Source organism: Silvanigrella aquatica (assembly GCF_001907975.1).
GTDB lineage: Bacteria > Bdellovibrionota_B > Oligoflexia > Silvanigrellales > Silvanigrellaceae > Silvanigrella > Silvanigrella aquatica.
Genome location: NZ_CP017834.1, coordinates 861655 through 877972, shown reverse-complemented (window position 1 = coordinate 877972; position 16318 = coordinate 861655). Strand labels below are relative to the sequence as shown.

The following is a 16318-nucleotide window of genomic DNA, read 5'->3' as shown; positions in this document are numbered from 1 at the left end:
CTTCAAAAAACCCCTAAAAGTACCGAAACCTACATTTACGGGGGCTTTTCAATGCAATCTATGGAGCAGGATGTCTTATTTAGAGACATTTTATTAGCATTTGCAGCTCTAATAGGGCTATTATATGTATTAATTATTAATATTAAAGAATCTAGAGTGCGCTTTAGAAACTTTAATAGTTTGTTATCCAGTCACTCCCAATTTGATCCCTCCAAAACGGATTGGCACGGCGATTTTGTAAAAAATTATCCCCTCCATTTCGATGAGCCCCATGTGATTTGGGAAATTAATATGTTCAGCATGAGAATGATGAAAAAAGACAAAGCCTTTTCTTCATTTGCTGGTTTCCCGTGGTTTGAGTTTTCGAAATCTCAGTCGACAACCGAAAAAATTATGTCCCCTATTTTGCGAAAAATATTTTTAAAATACCGCTCTAAATTTGAAAAAGTCCAACCTATTCATGTTGTCAGAGTCCCCAAAGAATCCGTACATTTTTATACGTGGTTACAAAATGAAACTCATACCCATACCGCTGTTTTTAATTTTTTAGATGAAGCTTTAATTATAGCATCCGAAGCTAAAATATATCCTACTCTTTCTATTGTCTGGGATGACGTTATTTTTGTTGAAGTGATTTTTCCAAATAATACTGCCCTCACAAATATTGAACATGAATTTGATAAATCATTTGGAATAGATTGCACTGTTACTAAAACACATGTGAACTTAAAACTTTGGATTGCATTTTCTATAGAAAAAATCCCCACTTCTTTAAAAGATAAAGAAAAGAAAATTCATAGCTTTGGTGTGATTACGAAGGCTTCGTGAACATTCAACATATAAAAATCAGATTCACGCTCTAATAATGTCATACATATTATAATCTTTCATGTTGTATTTTTTTAATTTCGTTCGATTTTATGATAAATAAAATTGTAAAGACAATAATAAGCAAGGCAATTATGAGACCTATCATTGGAAAAACATAATTCGTCATCGCAGAACCTATGAGTAAAGAAGCAATTAAGGGAAACAAAGCCCTTGGCAAAAATGTAAATAAATTACTAATGGACATCCATTTAGAGACATCATTTTGTGATGATAAATTATCAAACATATTTTTTCTAAAAGTACTTCTTAAAGAATTCACAGAAAATCCTAAGAAAAAAGAAGCCACCAAACACAAAATCATCACATTTGAAAATGCTAAAATATAATTTGCAATGGGAATAACGCATGACGCTAATAAAATACAGGGTAAAAATAAATTGCCTTTATAAACAACAAATGATGCTATAAATGCACCAAGACTCGTAATTCCTGCAATATAACCATAATTTTCAGCAGTCCAATATTTATATTTCAAAAAAATATCGGGCAAAAATAAGTTAAAATTTGAAATCTGGAAAGAAATCATAAGAATACAAAAAGCGGCCATCCATATATGAAAACTTGAGTGCAAGCTTTCATTTTTATTAAGACTTGAATTTGTGACTTCCAATTTAGATTCATTTGATACTTGAAACAGAGTCGAATTTATTGAAACTATGATTAAACTCATTAATATTAAAAAAATAATTGAAAATGAAGAACCTTTAATTCCAAATAAGTTAAAAACTTTGCCTCCAACTGAAAATCCAATTATAGCTCCAAATTGCATTACAATCTGTGAGACTACGCTTCCTTTGGTTGAAGTTATTTTTTTATTTAAAATTAATTTTGATATAAAAGAGTCAATAACAAAATAATTCATAAAAACAAATAAACTATAAATAATCAGTGATATCATAATAATTTCTCTATTAAAAAAATTATTTAATAAAAACAAATTAGAAATTGAAAATACAAGTGCAAAAAAAGATTGAAACATAAAAAATTTATTCACATTCATATAAATTTGATTCTTAATGAAAGCTAACTTTTTTTGAATTAAAAAACTTAAAATAGTTGAAATTGAAAGACAAATTCCTATACTTAATAATGAATTATACTTATCAAGCAAAAGCCAAATAAAAGAAACACTAGCAAACCCATCGATACATGCAAATAATGCAAATGGAAAAATTTGAATGATTAAATTTCTATTTGATAAATTATTCACTTATTAATCCTTTATATTACAAAATATGAAACTAGGTTATTTTAATTTTGGAGTCAATATAAAATGAAATAATCATTTTATCATCAAATTTTATAATTTACACATTTTTTAGAACTGATATTTTAATATGTTATGAAAAAAATTCTAATTAAAAAAAACCGAATAAGCACGAACTATGTGACTTTTCACTTAGCCTAGATCAACTTCAAGATAAGTTCATTTTTTTTAATTTTTCATAACTTCATCTCTATACTTTATGGTTAATGCTTCAAGCTCACCACTTCCTTTCATTTCTTTAACCACTTTTATAATTTGTGGGACAAGGTATTTATATTTTTTATGAATATAGTGATAGAGCTTAATTCTCTCAAAAGAAGTATTTGGTAAAGCTTGAATTTTATCACCCATCTTCAGTTTTTTTAACGTGATCAATCCATTGAGTTTATCTGAAATAAAAAGGTCAATGCGATCTAGATTTACCATTAAAACAAGTTGATCAATTGAGTTAACCCTTGTCACATTAGAAACATCTTTAACTCCAGCATCTAACCAAAGAAATCCACGAATAATACCAACACGATAATTTTTAAGAGAGCTCCAGCTATCTATTTTAAGATTTTTATTTTTTACAAAAGCTGTAGGTTCAATATAATAAATTTCCGGATCAATACGAATGAGATTTGGAAAATGTTCACCATAAGAATATATTCTCAAAACTTCACCAGCAAGAGTTCCTTTATTTGATTCAATACTTGCTCGAGCTCCAGGAAGGTATTCAATATTTAATTTTTTATTTAATTTTGCATAAATATCTTTCAGTAATTTTGCTCCAACAATCTGATTAGATGTGTTCGCAATTGCGGCAAATGAAAGAACTTCATCAGATTTAGCATATGAATTACAAAATAATCCTAAAAAAAACAAAATAAAGATAATTTTTTTCATATATATCCCCGAAATTTTTATAAGTTAAGGAGCTATTTTAAAATCCCGCGCTAAGGGAGTGGATGTTTGCGTTCCAAACCATTTATCATATATTTTACTAGCCTCACCAGAATTTTCAAGTTTTAATAAAGTTGAATTTATCGATCTTAATAATTCACTTGAACCTTGTTTTACGCCAATGCCATAAGGTTCTTTAGAAATTTCAAATTTTGTAATTTCAAATTTCTCTTTGCTTTTCATTTCGGAGAGGACACCAACTAAAACAGATTCATCTGAAGTCACGGCAAATACTTTTTCGAGATCGAGAGCCTGACCAGCCTGGGGATAATCTTCAAAACCCAGAACTTTTGCAGATGGTAATGCGTTTTTGGCATTTAATTCTGAGGTTGATCCCTTTGCTGTAACAATAACTTTTCCTTCTAAATCCTTCAGTTCTTTCACTTGATATTCTTTTTTTACTATAAATTTTTGCTTGGAAATAAAATAGGAGTAACTAAAATCAATTTCTTTTTTACGCTCATCGGTAATGGTCATTGTACAAATGAGCATATCAACATCATCTTTTTTTAGTAGGGGAATACGATCGGAAGAAGATACGGGCTTAAATTCCACTTTAACATCTAATTCTTTGGCAATTTCATTTGCAAAATCGATATCATATCCTTCAATTTTTTTTGTGTCTTTATTTCGAAATCCAAAAGGATACAAATCATCTTTGACACCAACAATAAGTAATTTTCTTTTTTTAATTTCACTTAAATCGGCAGCAATTGAATATTTAATATGTAAAAATAAAATACCAAATATTATTAATGTATATATTAATATTCTTTTTGTTTTTAGCATAAATATAACCCCAAAAAAATAATTATTTTAAAGAAATTCAAGCTATTTTGTTCCTTTAATCAGTTCTTCAATTTCTTTTGCAGTGGCATCGAGTAAATTACTTTGTTCCACCAGACTTGTGGAGGATGCCGCTGTTGACGTAACAGCTGTTTGACAACTCATGGTTGTTTTATCTATTTCACCCATAGCAGAGGCAATTTGTCTAACTCCAATTTCCTGTTCGTGAGTGGCTTCGGTTATTTGCTGAATTGAATTTGACATTGTCGTTATATCTTCAGCAATTTGTATAAATGATTTTTGAGCTTCCACAGTAACATTTTTACCTTCTTCAATTCTCATTTTAGTCAGACCGAGAATTTTATTAACCTCTTCTTGACTTTTTGTAATAAGCTCCTGAATTTCATTTGCCGATTTTCCACTGATTTTTGCCAAATTCCCTACTTCTTCGGCAACAACGGCAAACCCTTTTCCATGTTCACCGGCTCTTGCCGATTCAATAGAAGCATTTAAAGAAAGCAATTCTGTTTTAGAAACAATATCATTTATAACAGCTGTTTTTGTGTTTATCTGCGAAATAATAGCCGCAATATTTTGAAGCTGTGCATTAGATTCTTGAATATTTTGCATTGCCGAAACAAGCCTTTGCATTGTGGCCTGACCTTCATGCGCCTTAGCAGTAGCTCCACCAGCAATTTCGGAAGAACCTTTTGCATTTTCTGCGGTTCTATTCACCATGCTGGTAATTTGATTGACAGCGGCAACCGTTTTCAACACAGAGGAAGCTTGCTCTTTAACCGTATCTGATAAAGAATGAGAATTTGCTTTTAAAGATTCTGCAATACCATTAGTTGCTAAACTTTGTTTCTTAAAATTATCAATTCCTTTACTTATTGAACGCGTTGAAACACGAATAATTTGAAAAATAAGCGCCGCAATCAAACAACTTGTCACAAGAATGCCAAACATGCCAAAGACGGTGATATTTGTTAAGCTTGCGCCTTTTCGAGTGGATTCAATCGCACCTTTATAGTTGATATCAACAATATCATTAAAATCATTTTCGGCTCTTTTTAAAAGTTCATCTTCTTTACTTTTCATGAGCTCACTGGCTTCACGATCTTTCCCTTTCGAACCAAGTGCCACAATTTCTTTAGAGACCACTTCAAATTCTTTCCATTCTGTTATAAATTTTTCAAATAACCTTCTTTCCTCCGCTTCGGAAATTTCAGTTTCATAAAGGGTTAAAAGTGAATTTAAGCTTTTTAAAACTTTGCTATATGTGATGACGTACTCTTCAATTTCAGGCGCGTTTTCCGCTACAATCAATCGCAATTCTGTTCTTCTCAACAATGCTAAATTTGTGATAACACGGTGCGCCGTATCTACGGACGGCAACCAATTTGTTCCCGTAATTGTAGAATAGGTGTTTGTCTGCATAACCATAAGAATAGTATAAATGGCAGTTCCTAAAATTAATAAAAGTAACACAACTATTGAAGAATAAAGTTTTGAGGAGAGGCTGCTTTTGCTCATTTAACATCTTCCCAATGAAATGATTCTAAATATAAATATTTTATCTTTTTAATAAGAATTTAATCAAATTGTAATAAATAGATTTTTTGACGATAAATTTTTATTTACTTTAACTAATTAATTTTAATATTTCATCTCTAATGACTTCTTTAGCAAATTTAGGCGCTTCTTCTCGTAACCATTTTTCCACAGCATCTTTAGCATGTTGATTTAATTTATCATCTGTTACTTTATTGTTTGATATTTTTATGTCTTTCTCATGGACACCAAGAATAAAATCAATTTTCTTTTTAAGTTCTTCGGATGTAAATGGTTTTTCTATAAAATGAATAAAATTCATATCTTTAAATTCTTTTATAGAATCAAATTTTTCATACATTAATAAAAATTTTTGAAAATCAAAATTTTTATTTTTTGTATGCATTTTTATTAAATCAATATGTGAAATGATAAGATCAAAAACCCTAATGTGATTTTCTTTTTCAAATTTTGTTAAAGAATCTACAATAGTAATTTCATATATATGATTATTACTTAAAATCAATTGAATTGCTTTTTGCAATAAGGGACTATTTTCAAAAAACAAAATTTTTTTCATATTGCTAACCCATTTGTTTCATAATTTAATTGAAGCCTCTTTTATACTATTTTATTTTGACTCCTTGCTCAAATTATAGCCCCTAAGGTAAATTTCATTCGTGGTCGTAACTCGCCACATCTTTGGCAGTCCCATAAAATAAATTTTTTGGGTAAAAATGGTTAAGGAATAATTATGCAATCTTCTGTATACGCTGGCTCATTTGATCCTTGGACCTTTGGCCACCAATTTGTTCTCGATTCCGCATTAGAGGTTTTTGAATGCGTTCATGTTGTTTCTGCAATCAATCCTGCAAAACAAAGTTTATTAAAACCAGAGGTCAGAGCTCGTGTGATTGCACATTCTATCGATCCTTTCATTGATTGGTGGTCACTGGATCCTCCTTTTCGTGTGGGTGAAAAGGTGATTGTCACTTCCCAAGAAGGCCTCGTGGCCGACTATGCAAAAGAAAATAACATCACGCATTTGGTACGTGGATTGCGATCAACCTCGGATTTTGAAGCTGAATTTAATCTTTACTTCTCTAACCAGGCGATTAATCCGCAATTACAAACTTGGGCAATTATGTGTCCCCATCATCTTCTTCATTGTTCTTCCACATACGTCAAAACGGTCGTAGGAAAAACACATGTGAAATATGTGGGCGCAAAGTTTGTGGCGCAATCACTCATGCTCAACTGGGTGCGCGTCATTGGACAAATTTTTGATCTCATAGAAGTTTGCTCTGCTCATCGTTTTGATGTGGATTCCTCCAATTTAAATGGAAGAGACCTCTCTGAATGTTTACAATTATTATTTTCATCTTTATCCTTTCGTATTCTGCGTATTTCTCGATCTGTTATGGTAAAAACATCAAAATATGTTGATTCTTTTTTAAAACATCATGGCTCTAAATTACGAGAGGAAATTCGAGTTCATAAAAATTATCCTAAAAATGAAATTCATACGCTTTGGGCTATTTTAGCTTATTGCTTAGAAGAAGATGCCGTCTTTCCTCACGGTATTGACTCGGGTGTGACCTATTTACTTTCACTGTCAAAAAATTTAGGAAGAACATCTATAAAATTGTTTAACGAAGATGATGTCATGACGGCTTATGAAAATTTAAAAAAATAAGAAATAAAGGATTTTGACCATGAATATACTTGCCACAGATTATTTATGCGCCTTCGATAATATTGATGAATCCCAAAAACTTATTCAACAGACAGTTCGAAAGTTTGTAACAGAAAAATTCAAACCTAACATAATGGAAAATTATGAACGCGCCGTATTTCCTCAGGAAGTCATAAAAGAAATGGGGGCACTGGGACTCCTCGGATGCAATTTAGCAGGCTATGGTTGTGCCGGTCTTGATGAAGTTTCGTATGGACTCATAATGAAAGAATTAGAGCGAGGGGACAGTGGATTAAGAAGTGTCGCCAGCGTTCAAAGCAGTCTTGCGATGTATGCCATTCATACTTTTGGCTCCGAAGAACAAAAAAAATATTTTCTTCCAAAAATGGCCGCCGGTGATTTTGTCGGATGTTTTGGGCTCACGGAACCCGATTTTGGCTCAAATCCGGCAGGCATGAAAACATTTGCTAAAAAAGAGGGTAAAAATTGGGTTTTAAATGGTTCAAAAACATGGATTACCAATGCGCCCATTGCCGACGTCGCCGTTGTTTGGGCTCAAACTAACGAAGGAATTCGAGGATTTTTAGTAGAAAAAGAAACTCCTGGTTTTACCGCACCTAAAATACATTATAAATTAAGTCTACGTGCTTCCATAACGGGCTCCTTATTTTTTGATAATTGCAAAATTCCTGCCGAAAACTTACTCGAAAAATCTGAAGGAATTAAAAGTCCACTTATGTGCTTAAATCAAGCACGTTTTGGAATTGTTTTTGGAGTATTAGGTGCTGCTGAAGATTGCCTTGAAGAAGCTATTTCTTATAGTAAAGAACGTATTATGTTTGACAAGCCCCTTGCCTCCTTTCAACTTATTCAAAGAAAATTAGCAATTATGGCAACAGAAATTGCCAAAGGAGGATTAATTGCCATGCAGCTTGCTAAACTCAAACACGAAAAGAAAATTCATGCTTCACAAATTAGCATGGGCAAACAAAATAATGTTCAAATTGCTCTAGATTGTGCGCGCACAACGAGGGATATTTTAGGAGCAAATGGGATTAGTGGAGAATACCGCTGCATGCGGCACATGTGCAATTTAGAATCGGTGTATACTTATGAAGGAACTAATGATATCCACCTCCTCATTGTGGGGCAACAGCTTACGGGCATCCCTGCCTTTAGCTAAAGGAATTTTTTATTCATGTATTTAATTGATACACATTGTCACCTTGTTTCCGATAAACTCAAAAACTCTTTACCTGAAATTATAACAAGAGCAAAGCAAGCAGGAGTTGGAAAAATAATTAATATTTCTTACGATCCTGAAACCATTGAGCTCGCGCAAGAGCAGCTTAAAATATCTGACATGCTTTATGTTACTTTAGGGATTCAGCCACACGATGCTTCTACATTTTCCATTAAAGAAGCAGAAAAAATTAGAATTCCTGCGACAAATAATCCCAGAGTTGTGGGAGTTGGTGAAATCGGATTAGATGCTCACTACACTTTGTCACCCATGGATATACAAATTGAATGCTTTGAATATTTTTTACAAATGGCTCTAGAGTTAAATCTTCCTGTGGTTGTTCATGTTCGTGAAACACATGAAGCTGTTTATTCGAGAATAAAACCATTTGCTGAAAAAGGGCTCAAAGGGGTTATTCATTGTTTTACAGGCACATTAGATGAAGCAAAAGATTTTTTAAATTGTGGTTTGTATCTTTCTTTTTCAGGAATTGTTACTTTTAAAAATTCACAAAGCTTGCAAGAAGTGGCTAAATTTGTTCCTTCTGATCGCATTTTAATTGAAACTGATAGTCCTTACTTAGCTCCTGTTCCCTTACGTGGAAAAACAAATGAACCCGCAAATATTCATCATACCTGTGAATTTATAGCAAAATTACGCAACACGACTTACGATGAAATGGCTAAAACTACGACTCATAATGCGGAAAATCTTTTTTATAGATTACGATCACCTTCCTAGGATTTTTATTAATGCAAAATAATTTACCCCCGTTGCCCATTGATGAACTTATTCCTAGCATTATTGAAAATCTTAAAAGTTCTTCATCTCTCATTTTACAAGCGACACCAGGAGCCGGAAAAACCACACGCGTTCCACCAGCATTAATGGAAATATTTGAAGGAAAAATTCTTGTTTTAGAACCAAGAAGATTAGCCACAAAACTTTCTGCCGAAAGAGTTGCTCAAGAGTTAAATGAAAAATGTGGTGAAAGAATTGGATATCAAGTTCGTTTCGATAAGTTGGAAAGCGGAAAAACAAAAGTAAAATATATTACCGAAGGGATTTTTTCACGACTCGTTTTATCCGACCCCACACTTTCAGAAATCTCTTGTGTTATCATAGATGAATTTCATGAAAGACATATTCATACCGATATTGCTTTAATGCTTGTGAAGTTACTTCAAAATACCATTCGTCCCGATTTAAAACTTATTGTCATGTCTGCGACCTTAGAAACAAAAAATTTACAAACTTATTTACCCCAAGCAAAAGTTTTTTTATCCGAAGGAAAAGCCTATCCTGTTACTTTTGAATATGCAAAAAATGACGAATTAAAGAAACAACTTCCTTTTCAGATAACCGAAGCTGTTGAAAATTTAATGAAAAATTCATTATGCCCTGGCCACATTTTAGTTTTTCTACCAGGAATTCAGGAAATACGAAAATGTGCCGACGCTCTAAAACATTTAAATAATAATAATTGTGAAATTTTTCAATTAAAAGCCGATTTACCTATTCAAGAGCAACAAAAAATATTTTCTCAAACACAAAAAAGAAAAATAATTTTATCAACTAACGTAGCAGAAACTTCGGTAACAATTGATGGTGTTACGGGTGTCATCGATTCGGGAGTTGCTAAAATTGCGGGACATGCCAGTTGGAGTGGTCTCCCCACATTGGACACTCTTCCCATCAGTCAGGCGTCCTGTATTCAAAGAGCAGGACGCGCGGGCAGAACCCAACCAGGAATTGCAAAAAGGCTATACACACAGCTCGATTTTAATATGCGCGCCGCCTTTCAAAAACCTGAAATTCAACGGGTTGATTTATCACAAGCTCTGCTTGAATTAAAAATCATGGAACAAAATTTAAAAAGTCATTTTATTCATAAAAATTATAACAGCACTAACAATGATTTTTTTCCTTGGTTTGAAAAACCACCACAAAATATTTTGCAATCTTGCTCAAATTTATTACGCTATTTAGGTGCTTTTGACGAAAATAGTAACATAACAGAATGCGGAATAGAAATGGCTAAATATCCATTACATCCCAGACTAAGCCGCATATTAATTGAAAGTAAAAAAAGAAATTCTCTTGCCCAAGGTATTTTAATTGTTTCCTTTATTAATGAAGGAATGTTTATGCGCAGAGGAATAGATGCTCCTGATATTGCGCATTCCGATATTGCATATCAATTAGAATTATTCAAAATGGTTCATACTAAAGTAGAATTGTCTCATTTCAAAAAAGATCTCATCGATATGGCGGCATTTAAACGCATCGAAACTTTAGCAAGACAACTTTGCAGTTTACATTCTGTACCTTTCCATATCTGCTTAGAACCCCTTTCAGAGGAAACATTAAGTCTTATTTTATTATCAGGATATTCTGATAGAGTATGTCAAATTCGCAATCAAAGCAAAAAAAATATCTCCGGTCGCAGGGAATTAAATCTATGCTTAGGAGGTGGAGCTCTATTGTCTCCCACTAGTGTTGTACAAGATTCAGAATTTTTATTAGCCATTGATGCCGAGGAGTCAGCTACAGCTCTTTCTCAATCTCATTCTACACAAATTCGAATTTGTCATGGCATTGAAAAAGATCTTTTAATTGCTGCCCCCGATGGATTTATTCAAGATGCCGAGGAGTATTTTTGGGATAATGAACAGGAACGCGTCCGTGGATTGCAAAAAATACTTTATGGAAAAGTGATATTAGAAGAGCAGCAAATAAGGGAACAAAATAGTCAATTTGAAAATATTTTAATAAAACAAGTGATGTCCTCATGGCCAAAGCCTTTTGACGATGACAAAGCTCTTCAGTATTTAGGAACTAGAACTTTACTTGCTAAAAAAGCAGGATGCATTTTAAATATTCCCAATTTTACAGGTGAAGATTTTGAATTGCTTCTTTGTCATATTTGTGAAGGAAAAAAAAGCTTTGATGAAATATTAGAAAAAGAATTAGATGATTACATTGAAGAGCTTTTAAATTATGAAGATAAAAAAACATTATCCGATTTATTTCCGAGTTCAATTACAATAGGAAAAGGTAGAAAAGTTAAAGTAAATTATGAAGAAGAAAAACCGCCCTGGGTTGCATCAAGGTTACAAGATTTTTTTGGCACAGTTCAAACCCCAAAAATTTGTAAAGGAACAATTCCGCTCGTAGTGCATCTGCTCGCACCTAACATGCAATCAGTACAGGTCACAACGGATTTGGCAGGCTTTTGGGAACGTGGCTACTTGGAAGTCAAAAAAGAATTATCTCGAAAATACCCACGTCACTCCTGGCCTGACGATCCCAAAACAGCGGAACCACCTGAATATATAGCAAAAAGAAGAAGAAAATCTTAGACGAATTAATTTTTTTCTATTTCGATTATCTATCCCAATAAGCAGCAGGTTCAAACCTTTTACCATGTTTTGCACTTAATTGAGTTAATTTTTCTTTCACATTTTTCTTCCCTAAGACTTTTGCATAATGAAAAGGCCCACCTAAAAAGGGAGGAAAACCTAAACCAAATATAGCTCCTAAATCACCATCATCTTCTGATTTAATTATTTTTTCATCGAGACAGCGCGCTGCTTCATTTAAGAAAACATACATACAGCGATCGGCAATTTCTTTGAGATCGAAATTTTTTCGTTCTTGAGAAAAGTTTTTATAAATGGAAGAATCGGGTTTATCTTTCTTACCATTTGAATAAATATAGAACCCTTTATTATTTTTTCTACCCTTACGTCCTTCATGAGAAATGCTATCTATTTCTTTTGGTACTTTAAGTCTATCGGCAAATGCGCTATTTAATACTTTAATAATATGCTCACCTACATCAATGCCTACTTCATCTAATAAAGTAATAGGACCCACGGGCATGCCAAATTTTTCCATTGCCGAATCTACATGTTCAATATAAGCACCTTCCGCCAAAATATTTAAGGCTTCCGCAATTTGAAATGCGAGAATTCGGGTCGTGTAAAAACCAGGACCATCATTCACAACAATAATTTGTTTTCCCATAATTGTTGCTAAATCAAACACTGCTGATACCGCTTCAGGAGATGTTTTTTCTGTCGTAATAATTTCTACTAAGGGCATTTTCGGAACAGGAGAAAAAAAGTGCATTCCAACAACATTTTCAGGTTTTTTAGCGGGCTCCGCAATTTTAGAAATAGGTAAACTACTCGTATTTGTCGCAAAAATAAAATCAGAATGGGGAATCATACTCTCGCATTTTTTTAACACATCATGTTTTATTTTGAGATCTTCAAATACGGCTTCAATAATTAAAGATGATGTTTTTAATGCTGAAAAATCCATGGCAGGAGAAACACGATATATTTTTGAATCTCTTTCAAACCATTTGATTCTTTTTTTCTTAAAGCGATCCTCAAAGTAACTAGAAACAGATTTTAATCCTCTTTGTAACCCCATTGATTCTTTATCTATCATCACACTGCGAATATTTTTTTCGGCAAGAACCGTGGCAATACCACTTCCCATAAGACCTGCACCTAATACACCGACAGAGGAATCTCCCATTTCAAGAAAATTAACATATTTATTTTGTGCATTTTCTTGAACATTTTTAGGATAAGGATTTTTCTTCGCGGCAGTCATAATGTTAAATATATGAACGAGAGATCGGCTTTCTTCGGTGACAACAAGCTCACCAAATAATTTTGCTTCTAGTTCTAATCCTTTTTCTAAAGACATCTCCACGCCATTCATCACACTTTGCAATGCTTTTAAGGGTGCAGGATAACGGCCTTTGGTACTTTTCATGACCATACCGCGGCTCTGCTTTGATATAAGGTAACGACCTAATGGGTTTCCTTCGAGTGCTATTTTTTGCATATCAAAATGTCCTTGCATTGAGGAAACAATTCCCAATGAAGAAGGTAACATCCTCTTTTTCCCTTTAACCTGCTTACAAAATGCAATGGCTTTAGTTAACAATTGATTTTCAGGGACAACATCATCAACCAACCCGAGTTTTAAAGCTTTTTTTCCATCCACTTTTTTTCCGGTTAAAATAAGATCCAATGCAGGCGCAATACCAATGAGACGCGGCAATCGTTGCGTGCCACCACCTCCTGGCAATATTCCCAATTGTACTTCGGGCAAACCTAATTGCGTAGAAGGGTGTGAACTGCAAATGCGGTAGTGACATGCGATGGAGAGTTCAAGACCACCTCCTAAACATGTTCCGTGAATGGCGGCAATGGTGGGGACAGGGGCATTGGCAAAGTAACCGACAATGCGATGCAATTCTTTACTACCTTCTTCACCTGCTTCTTTGCTGGTAAAAGTACTAAAAATAGAAATATCAGCACCTGCAGCAAAACAATTTTTTTTGGAAGAAGTAATAATAATTCCTTCTAATTTTTCATAAGCAAGAATTTTAGGTAAGTTTTCATCCATATCTTCTAGCATAGAGACTGTGAAACTATTTACTGCTTTACTTTCATCATTCATATCAATTATGCAAATTCCATCTTGCATAGAAAAATGAAATACATTAGATTTTGATTTTAAATTCAATGTCATTTAATTTATTCCTTTTTCATTTGTTACTTTGCTTCCAGCAATGCGGCCATACCCATACCACCGGCGGCACACACAGCAACAAGGGCATATCTTCCTTTTTTCCGTTTCGTTATGCGCAAGGCATTCCCAATTAAACGAGCCCCTGTAGCACCAAAAGGGTGACCAATAGCGATGGCTCCGCCTTGAATATTTATTTTTTCAGGTGGAATGCTTCCAAAAAGAGGCATTCCTAATTTCTCTTTACAAAATTTTTCATTATTCATACAGTCAAGACAACTTAACACTTGTCCTGCAAAGGCTTCGTGTATTTCAAAAACATCGATATCATCTTTTGTTAAGTTATTTCTTTTAAGAATTTTAGGAATAGCGTAAGCAGGTCCAATTAATAATTGATCATTAGGATCAACACCTACTGTAATAAAATCTAAAATATAACCTAATATGGGAATATTTTTTTCTTTAACGTAACTTTCACTCGCTAAAAGAGTTGCCGCCGCACCATCTGTAAGAGGACTGGAATTTGCTGCGGTTATTGTTCCGTTACGTTTATCAAAAACAGGTTTTAATTTCGCCATAGATTCCATTGTTGTGTCAGGTCGAACCATATTATCTTTGTCAATAAAATTATTTTTATCTTTTCCAGCCCAAACAGGAATAATTTCATCACTAAAATAACCTGATTCCGATGCTTTTGCTGCATTGATATGGCTTTTATAAGCAAGTTCATCTTGTCTAGAACGAGAAACATTATTTTTTACAGTCATAATTTCGGCATGCTCACCCATAGTCAAACCGGTAAAAGGTTCTGCTAAGGCTGGAGGTTTTGGTAAAAACCATTTTGGATTTACGCTTCCAATTAAGGAAAGTCTTTCTTTAAATGATCTCGCGCGAGACATTTTAGTTAAAAAACGACGTGCTTCATCGGAAAAAGGAATAGGAACATCGGATAAAACTTCAACCCCACCAGCTAAAACAAGATTATTTTTTCCTAATAAAATACGATCGGCTGCAATTTCCGCTGTTTGCAATGAGGAATTACATGCTTTATTTAATGTAAAACCCGCAATTGTTGTAGGCAATCCTGAAAATAAAACAATTTCTCGAGCTAAATTTGCATTTTTAGTTTGAGGTATCACTACACCCCAAATGCACTCGTCAATTTCAGATGCTTGAACTCCCGTGCGTGCAATGAGTTCCGTGGCAACTCTTAAACTTAATGACAGGGCTGTTTCATTTTCAAAAACGCCAAAAGATTTTACAAATGGGGTTCTCACAGCACCAATGACAGCAACTTTTTCTCTATTAGAAGAATTTTTTTTAGTACTGGAATTTTGACTATCGTAGTTATCCATTCATTCACCTCATTCTTGATTCGTTCAGACCCTCTAAAATATGCAAGCAACAGTATCAGAATTTTTGTAAAGCCCCAAATTTTATAATTTATTAAGAAAAGAAAGCTAGGGTAAAAGAAAATATGAAAGAAACATTTTCAATTGATTGATTGTTTCGTTAACATTACCGAGATGATTCACTCTTTTCATTCACAAATCAAAGTGGTAAATCACGTAAAGCCAGATCTCGTGCTGATGTATGGTTATATAAAAGCATGATTTTTAAATAAAATTTAAGTTAAAAGGAATATTTATTATGGGTCGTCATAATACCATTGCCGGACGAATGGCTTCCAGCGCTGCAGCAAAAGCCCGCCTTTTTACAAAGTTGGCGCGCGAAATCATGGTAACTGCGCGCGCAGGAAGCGACTTGAATTCCAATTCCGCTTTACGTGCCGCTGTTGCAAAAGCAAAAGATAACAGTATGCCAAAAGACAATATCGAAAGAGCTATTAAAAAAGGTGCTGGTGAAATGACCGGTTTGCACTTTGAAGAAGTGACATATGAAGGTTATGGTCCCAGTGGCTCTGCGATTATGATTGAGGTTTTAACAGACAACAGAAACAGAACTCATCCCGAATTGCGCCGTATATTTCAAAAGCACGGTGGCAATATGGGTGAAATGGGAGCCGTGGGCTGGATGTTTAAAAAACGCGGTGTCTTTGTCATAGATTCTCAAAAAGCATCAGAAGACAAAGTGATGGAAATCGGTTTAGAAGCAGGTGCCGAAGATATCACTACAGAAGATAATTTTATAACTGTTTACACAGAAGTTGCTCATTTTGCAGAAGTTCGCGAAGCATTATTAAAATCAGAAATTCCTTTCGAAAAAGCGGGTCTTGAACTCATTCCCGAGAATCTAGTTAGCCTATCAGGAGAAAATGCGAAAATAGCTCTTGATCTTGTGGATAAACTTGAAGAAAATGATGATGTTCAAAACGTCTATCATAATTTTGACATACAGGATTAATTAAAACTCCCGAAAG

General features: G+C 33.7%; 13 protein-coding genes. 6 read left to right on the top strand and 7 right to left on the bottom strand.

From position 1 onward, the window contains the following. Positions 1–51: 51 nt before the first annotated feature. Positions 52–828, top strand: a complete 777-nt coding sequence (locus AXG55_RS03750) for a hypothetical protein (protein WP_148696794.1) — start codon at positions 52–54, stop codon at positions 826–828. Between the two features lie 49 nt (positions 829–877). Here the strand turns inward: AXG55_RS03750 and AXG55_RS03745 are convergent, their stop codons facing one another. From AXG55_RS03745 to AXG55_RS03725, 5 genes are all read right to left on the bottom strand, one after another. Then, complete coding sequence (locus AXG55_RS03745; protein ID WP_148696793.1) at positions 878–2101, bottom strand: MFS transporter; 1224 nt, start codon at positions 2099–2101, stop codon at positions 878–880. Between the two features lie 225 nt (positions 2102–2326). After that, positions 2327–3046, bottom strand: coding sequence for a substrate-binding periplasmic protein (locus AXG55_RS03740; RefSeq protein ID WP_148696792.1), 720 nt, complete (start codon positions 3044–3046; stop codon positions 2327–2329). A 24-nt stretch (positions 3047–3070) separates the two neighbouring features. After that, entirely contained in the window at positions 3071–3892 is an 822-nt protein-coding gene (locus AXG55_RS03735; RefSeq protein ID WP_148696791.1) for a transporter substrate-binding domain-containing protein, read from the bottom strand. Between the two features lie 42 nt (positions 3893–3934). Beyond that, the gene (locus AXG55_RS03730; RefSeq protein WP_148696790.1) at positions 3935–5425 is read right to left on the bottom strand and encodes a HAMP domain-containing methyl-accepting chemotaxis protein; all 1491 of its coding nucleotides are present in this window, start codon (positions 5423–5425) and stop codon (positions 3935–3937) included. A 109-nt stretch (positions 5426–5534) separates the two neighbouring features. Continuing rightward, positions 5535–6023, bottom strand: coding sequence for a hypothetical protein (locus AXG55_RS03725; protein ID WP_148696789.1), 489 nt, complete (start codon positions 6021–6023; stop codon positions 5535–5537). Between the two features lie 174 nt (positions 6024–6197). Between AXG55_RS03725 and coaD the strand changes: the two genes are divergently transcribed. The 4 genes from coaD to hrpB are packed head-to-tail and all read left to right on the top strand — an operon-like array spanning position 6198 to position 11744. Continuing rightward, positions 6198–7139: a pantetheine-phosphate adenylyltransferase gene (coaD, locus tag AXG55_RS03720; RefSeq protein WP_148696788.1), complete on the top strand. Its 942-nt coding sequence runs from the start codon at positions 6198–6200 to the stop codon at positions 7137–7139. A gap of 19 nt (positions 7140–7158) precedes the next feature. Then, positions 7159–8322, top strand: coding sequence for an acyl-CoA dehydrogenase family protein (locus AXG55_RS03715; RefSeq protein WP_148696787.1), 1164 nt, complete (start codon positions 7159–7161; stop codon positions 8320–8322). 15 nt (positions 8323–8337) lie between these two features. Then, complete coding sequence (locus AXG55_RS03710; RefSeq protein ID WP_148696786.1) at positions 8338–9123, top strand: TatD family hydrolase; 786 nt, start codon at positions 8338–8340, stop codon at positions 9121–9123. 11 nt (positions 9124–9134) lie between these two features. Next, on the top strand, positions 9135–11744 hold the full coding sequence (gene hrpB, locus AXG55_RS03705) for an ATP-dependent helicase HrpB (protein WP_148696785.1): 2610 nt from the start codon (positions 9135–9137) through the stop codon (positions 11742–11744). A 25-nt stretch (positions 11745–11769) separates the two neighbouring features. On the opposite strand, the gene AXG55_RS03700 is transcribed toward hrpB, so the two are convergent. After that, positions 11770–13941, bottom strand: a complete 2172-nt coding sequence (locus tag AXG55_RS03700; RefSeq protein ID WP_148696784.1) for a 3-hydroxyacyl-CoA dehydrogenase NAD-binding domain-containing protein — start codon at positions 13939–13941, stop codon at positions 11770–11772. Positions 13942–13964: 23 nt separating this feature from the next. Further along, entirely contained in the window at positions 13965–15293 is a 1329-nt protein-coding gene (locus tag AXG55_RS03695; RefSeq protein ID WP_148696783.1) for a thiolase family protein, read from the bottom strand. A 295-nt stretch (positions 15294–15588) separates the two neighbouring features. Between AXG55_RS03695 and AXG55_RS03690 the strand changes: the two genes are divergently transcribed. Next, positions 15589–16302 (top strand): YebC/PmpR family DNA-binding transcriptional regulator, encoded by a 714-nt coding sequence (locus AXG55_RS03690; RefSeq protein WP_148696782.1) that lies wholly within the window; start codon positions 15589–15591, stop codon positions 16300–16302. The last annotated feature ends 16 nt before the right edge of the window (positions 16303–16318 follow it).

Excerpts from the sequence above, each read along its gene's own strand:
- AXG55_RS03750 (WP_148696794.1), top strand. The coding sequence starts at position 52 with ATGCAATCTATGGAGCAGGATGTCTTATTTAGAGACATTTTATTAGCA.
- AXG55_RS03740 (WP_148696792.1), bottom strand. The coding sequence starts at position 3,046 with ATGAAAAAAATTATCTTTATTTTGTTTTTTTTAGGATTATTTTGTAAT.
- AXG55_RS03735 (WP_148696791.1), bottom strand. The coding sequence starts at position 3,892 with ATGCTAAAAACAAAAAGAATATTAATATATACATTAATAATATTTGGT.
- AXG55_RS03730 (WP_148696790.1), bottom strand. The coding sequence starts at position 5,425 with ATGAGCAAAAGCAGCCTCTCCTCAAAACTTTATTCTTCAATAGTTGTG.
- AXG55_RS03725 (WP_148696789.1), bottom strand. The coding sequence starts at position 6,023 with ATGAAAAAAATTTTGTTTTTTGAAAATAGTCCCTTATTGCAAAAAGCA.
- coaD (WP_148696788.1), top strand. The coding sequence starts at position 6,198 with ATGCAATCTTCTGTATACGCTGGCTCATTTGATCCTTGGACCTTTGGC.
- AXG55_RS03715 (WP_148696787.1), top strand. The coding sequence starts at position 7,159 with ATGAATATACTTGCCACAGATTATTTATGCGCCTTCGATAATATTGAT.
- AXG55_RS03710 (WP_148696786.1), top strand. The coding sequence starts at position 8,338 with ATGTATTTAATTGATACACATTGTCACCTTGTTTCCGATAAACTCAAA.
- hrpB (WP_148696785.1), top strand. The coding sequence starts at position 9,135 with ATGCAAAATAATTTACCCCCGTTGCCCATTGATGAACTTATTCCTAGC.
- AXG55_RS03700 (WP_148696784.1), bottom strand. The coding sequence starts at position 13,941 with ATGACATTGAATTTAAAATCAAAATCTAATGTATTTCATTTTTCTATG.
- AXG55_RS03695 (WP_148696783.1), bottom strand. The coding sequence starts at position 15,293 with ATGGATAACTACGATAGTCAAAATTCCAGTACTAAAAAAAATTCTTCT.
- AXG55_RS03690 (WP_148696782.1), top strand. The coding sequence starts at position 15,589 with ATGGGTCGTCATAATACCATTGCCGGACGAATGGCTTCCAGCGCTGCA.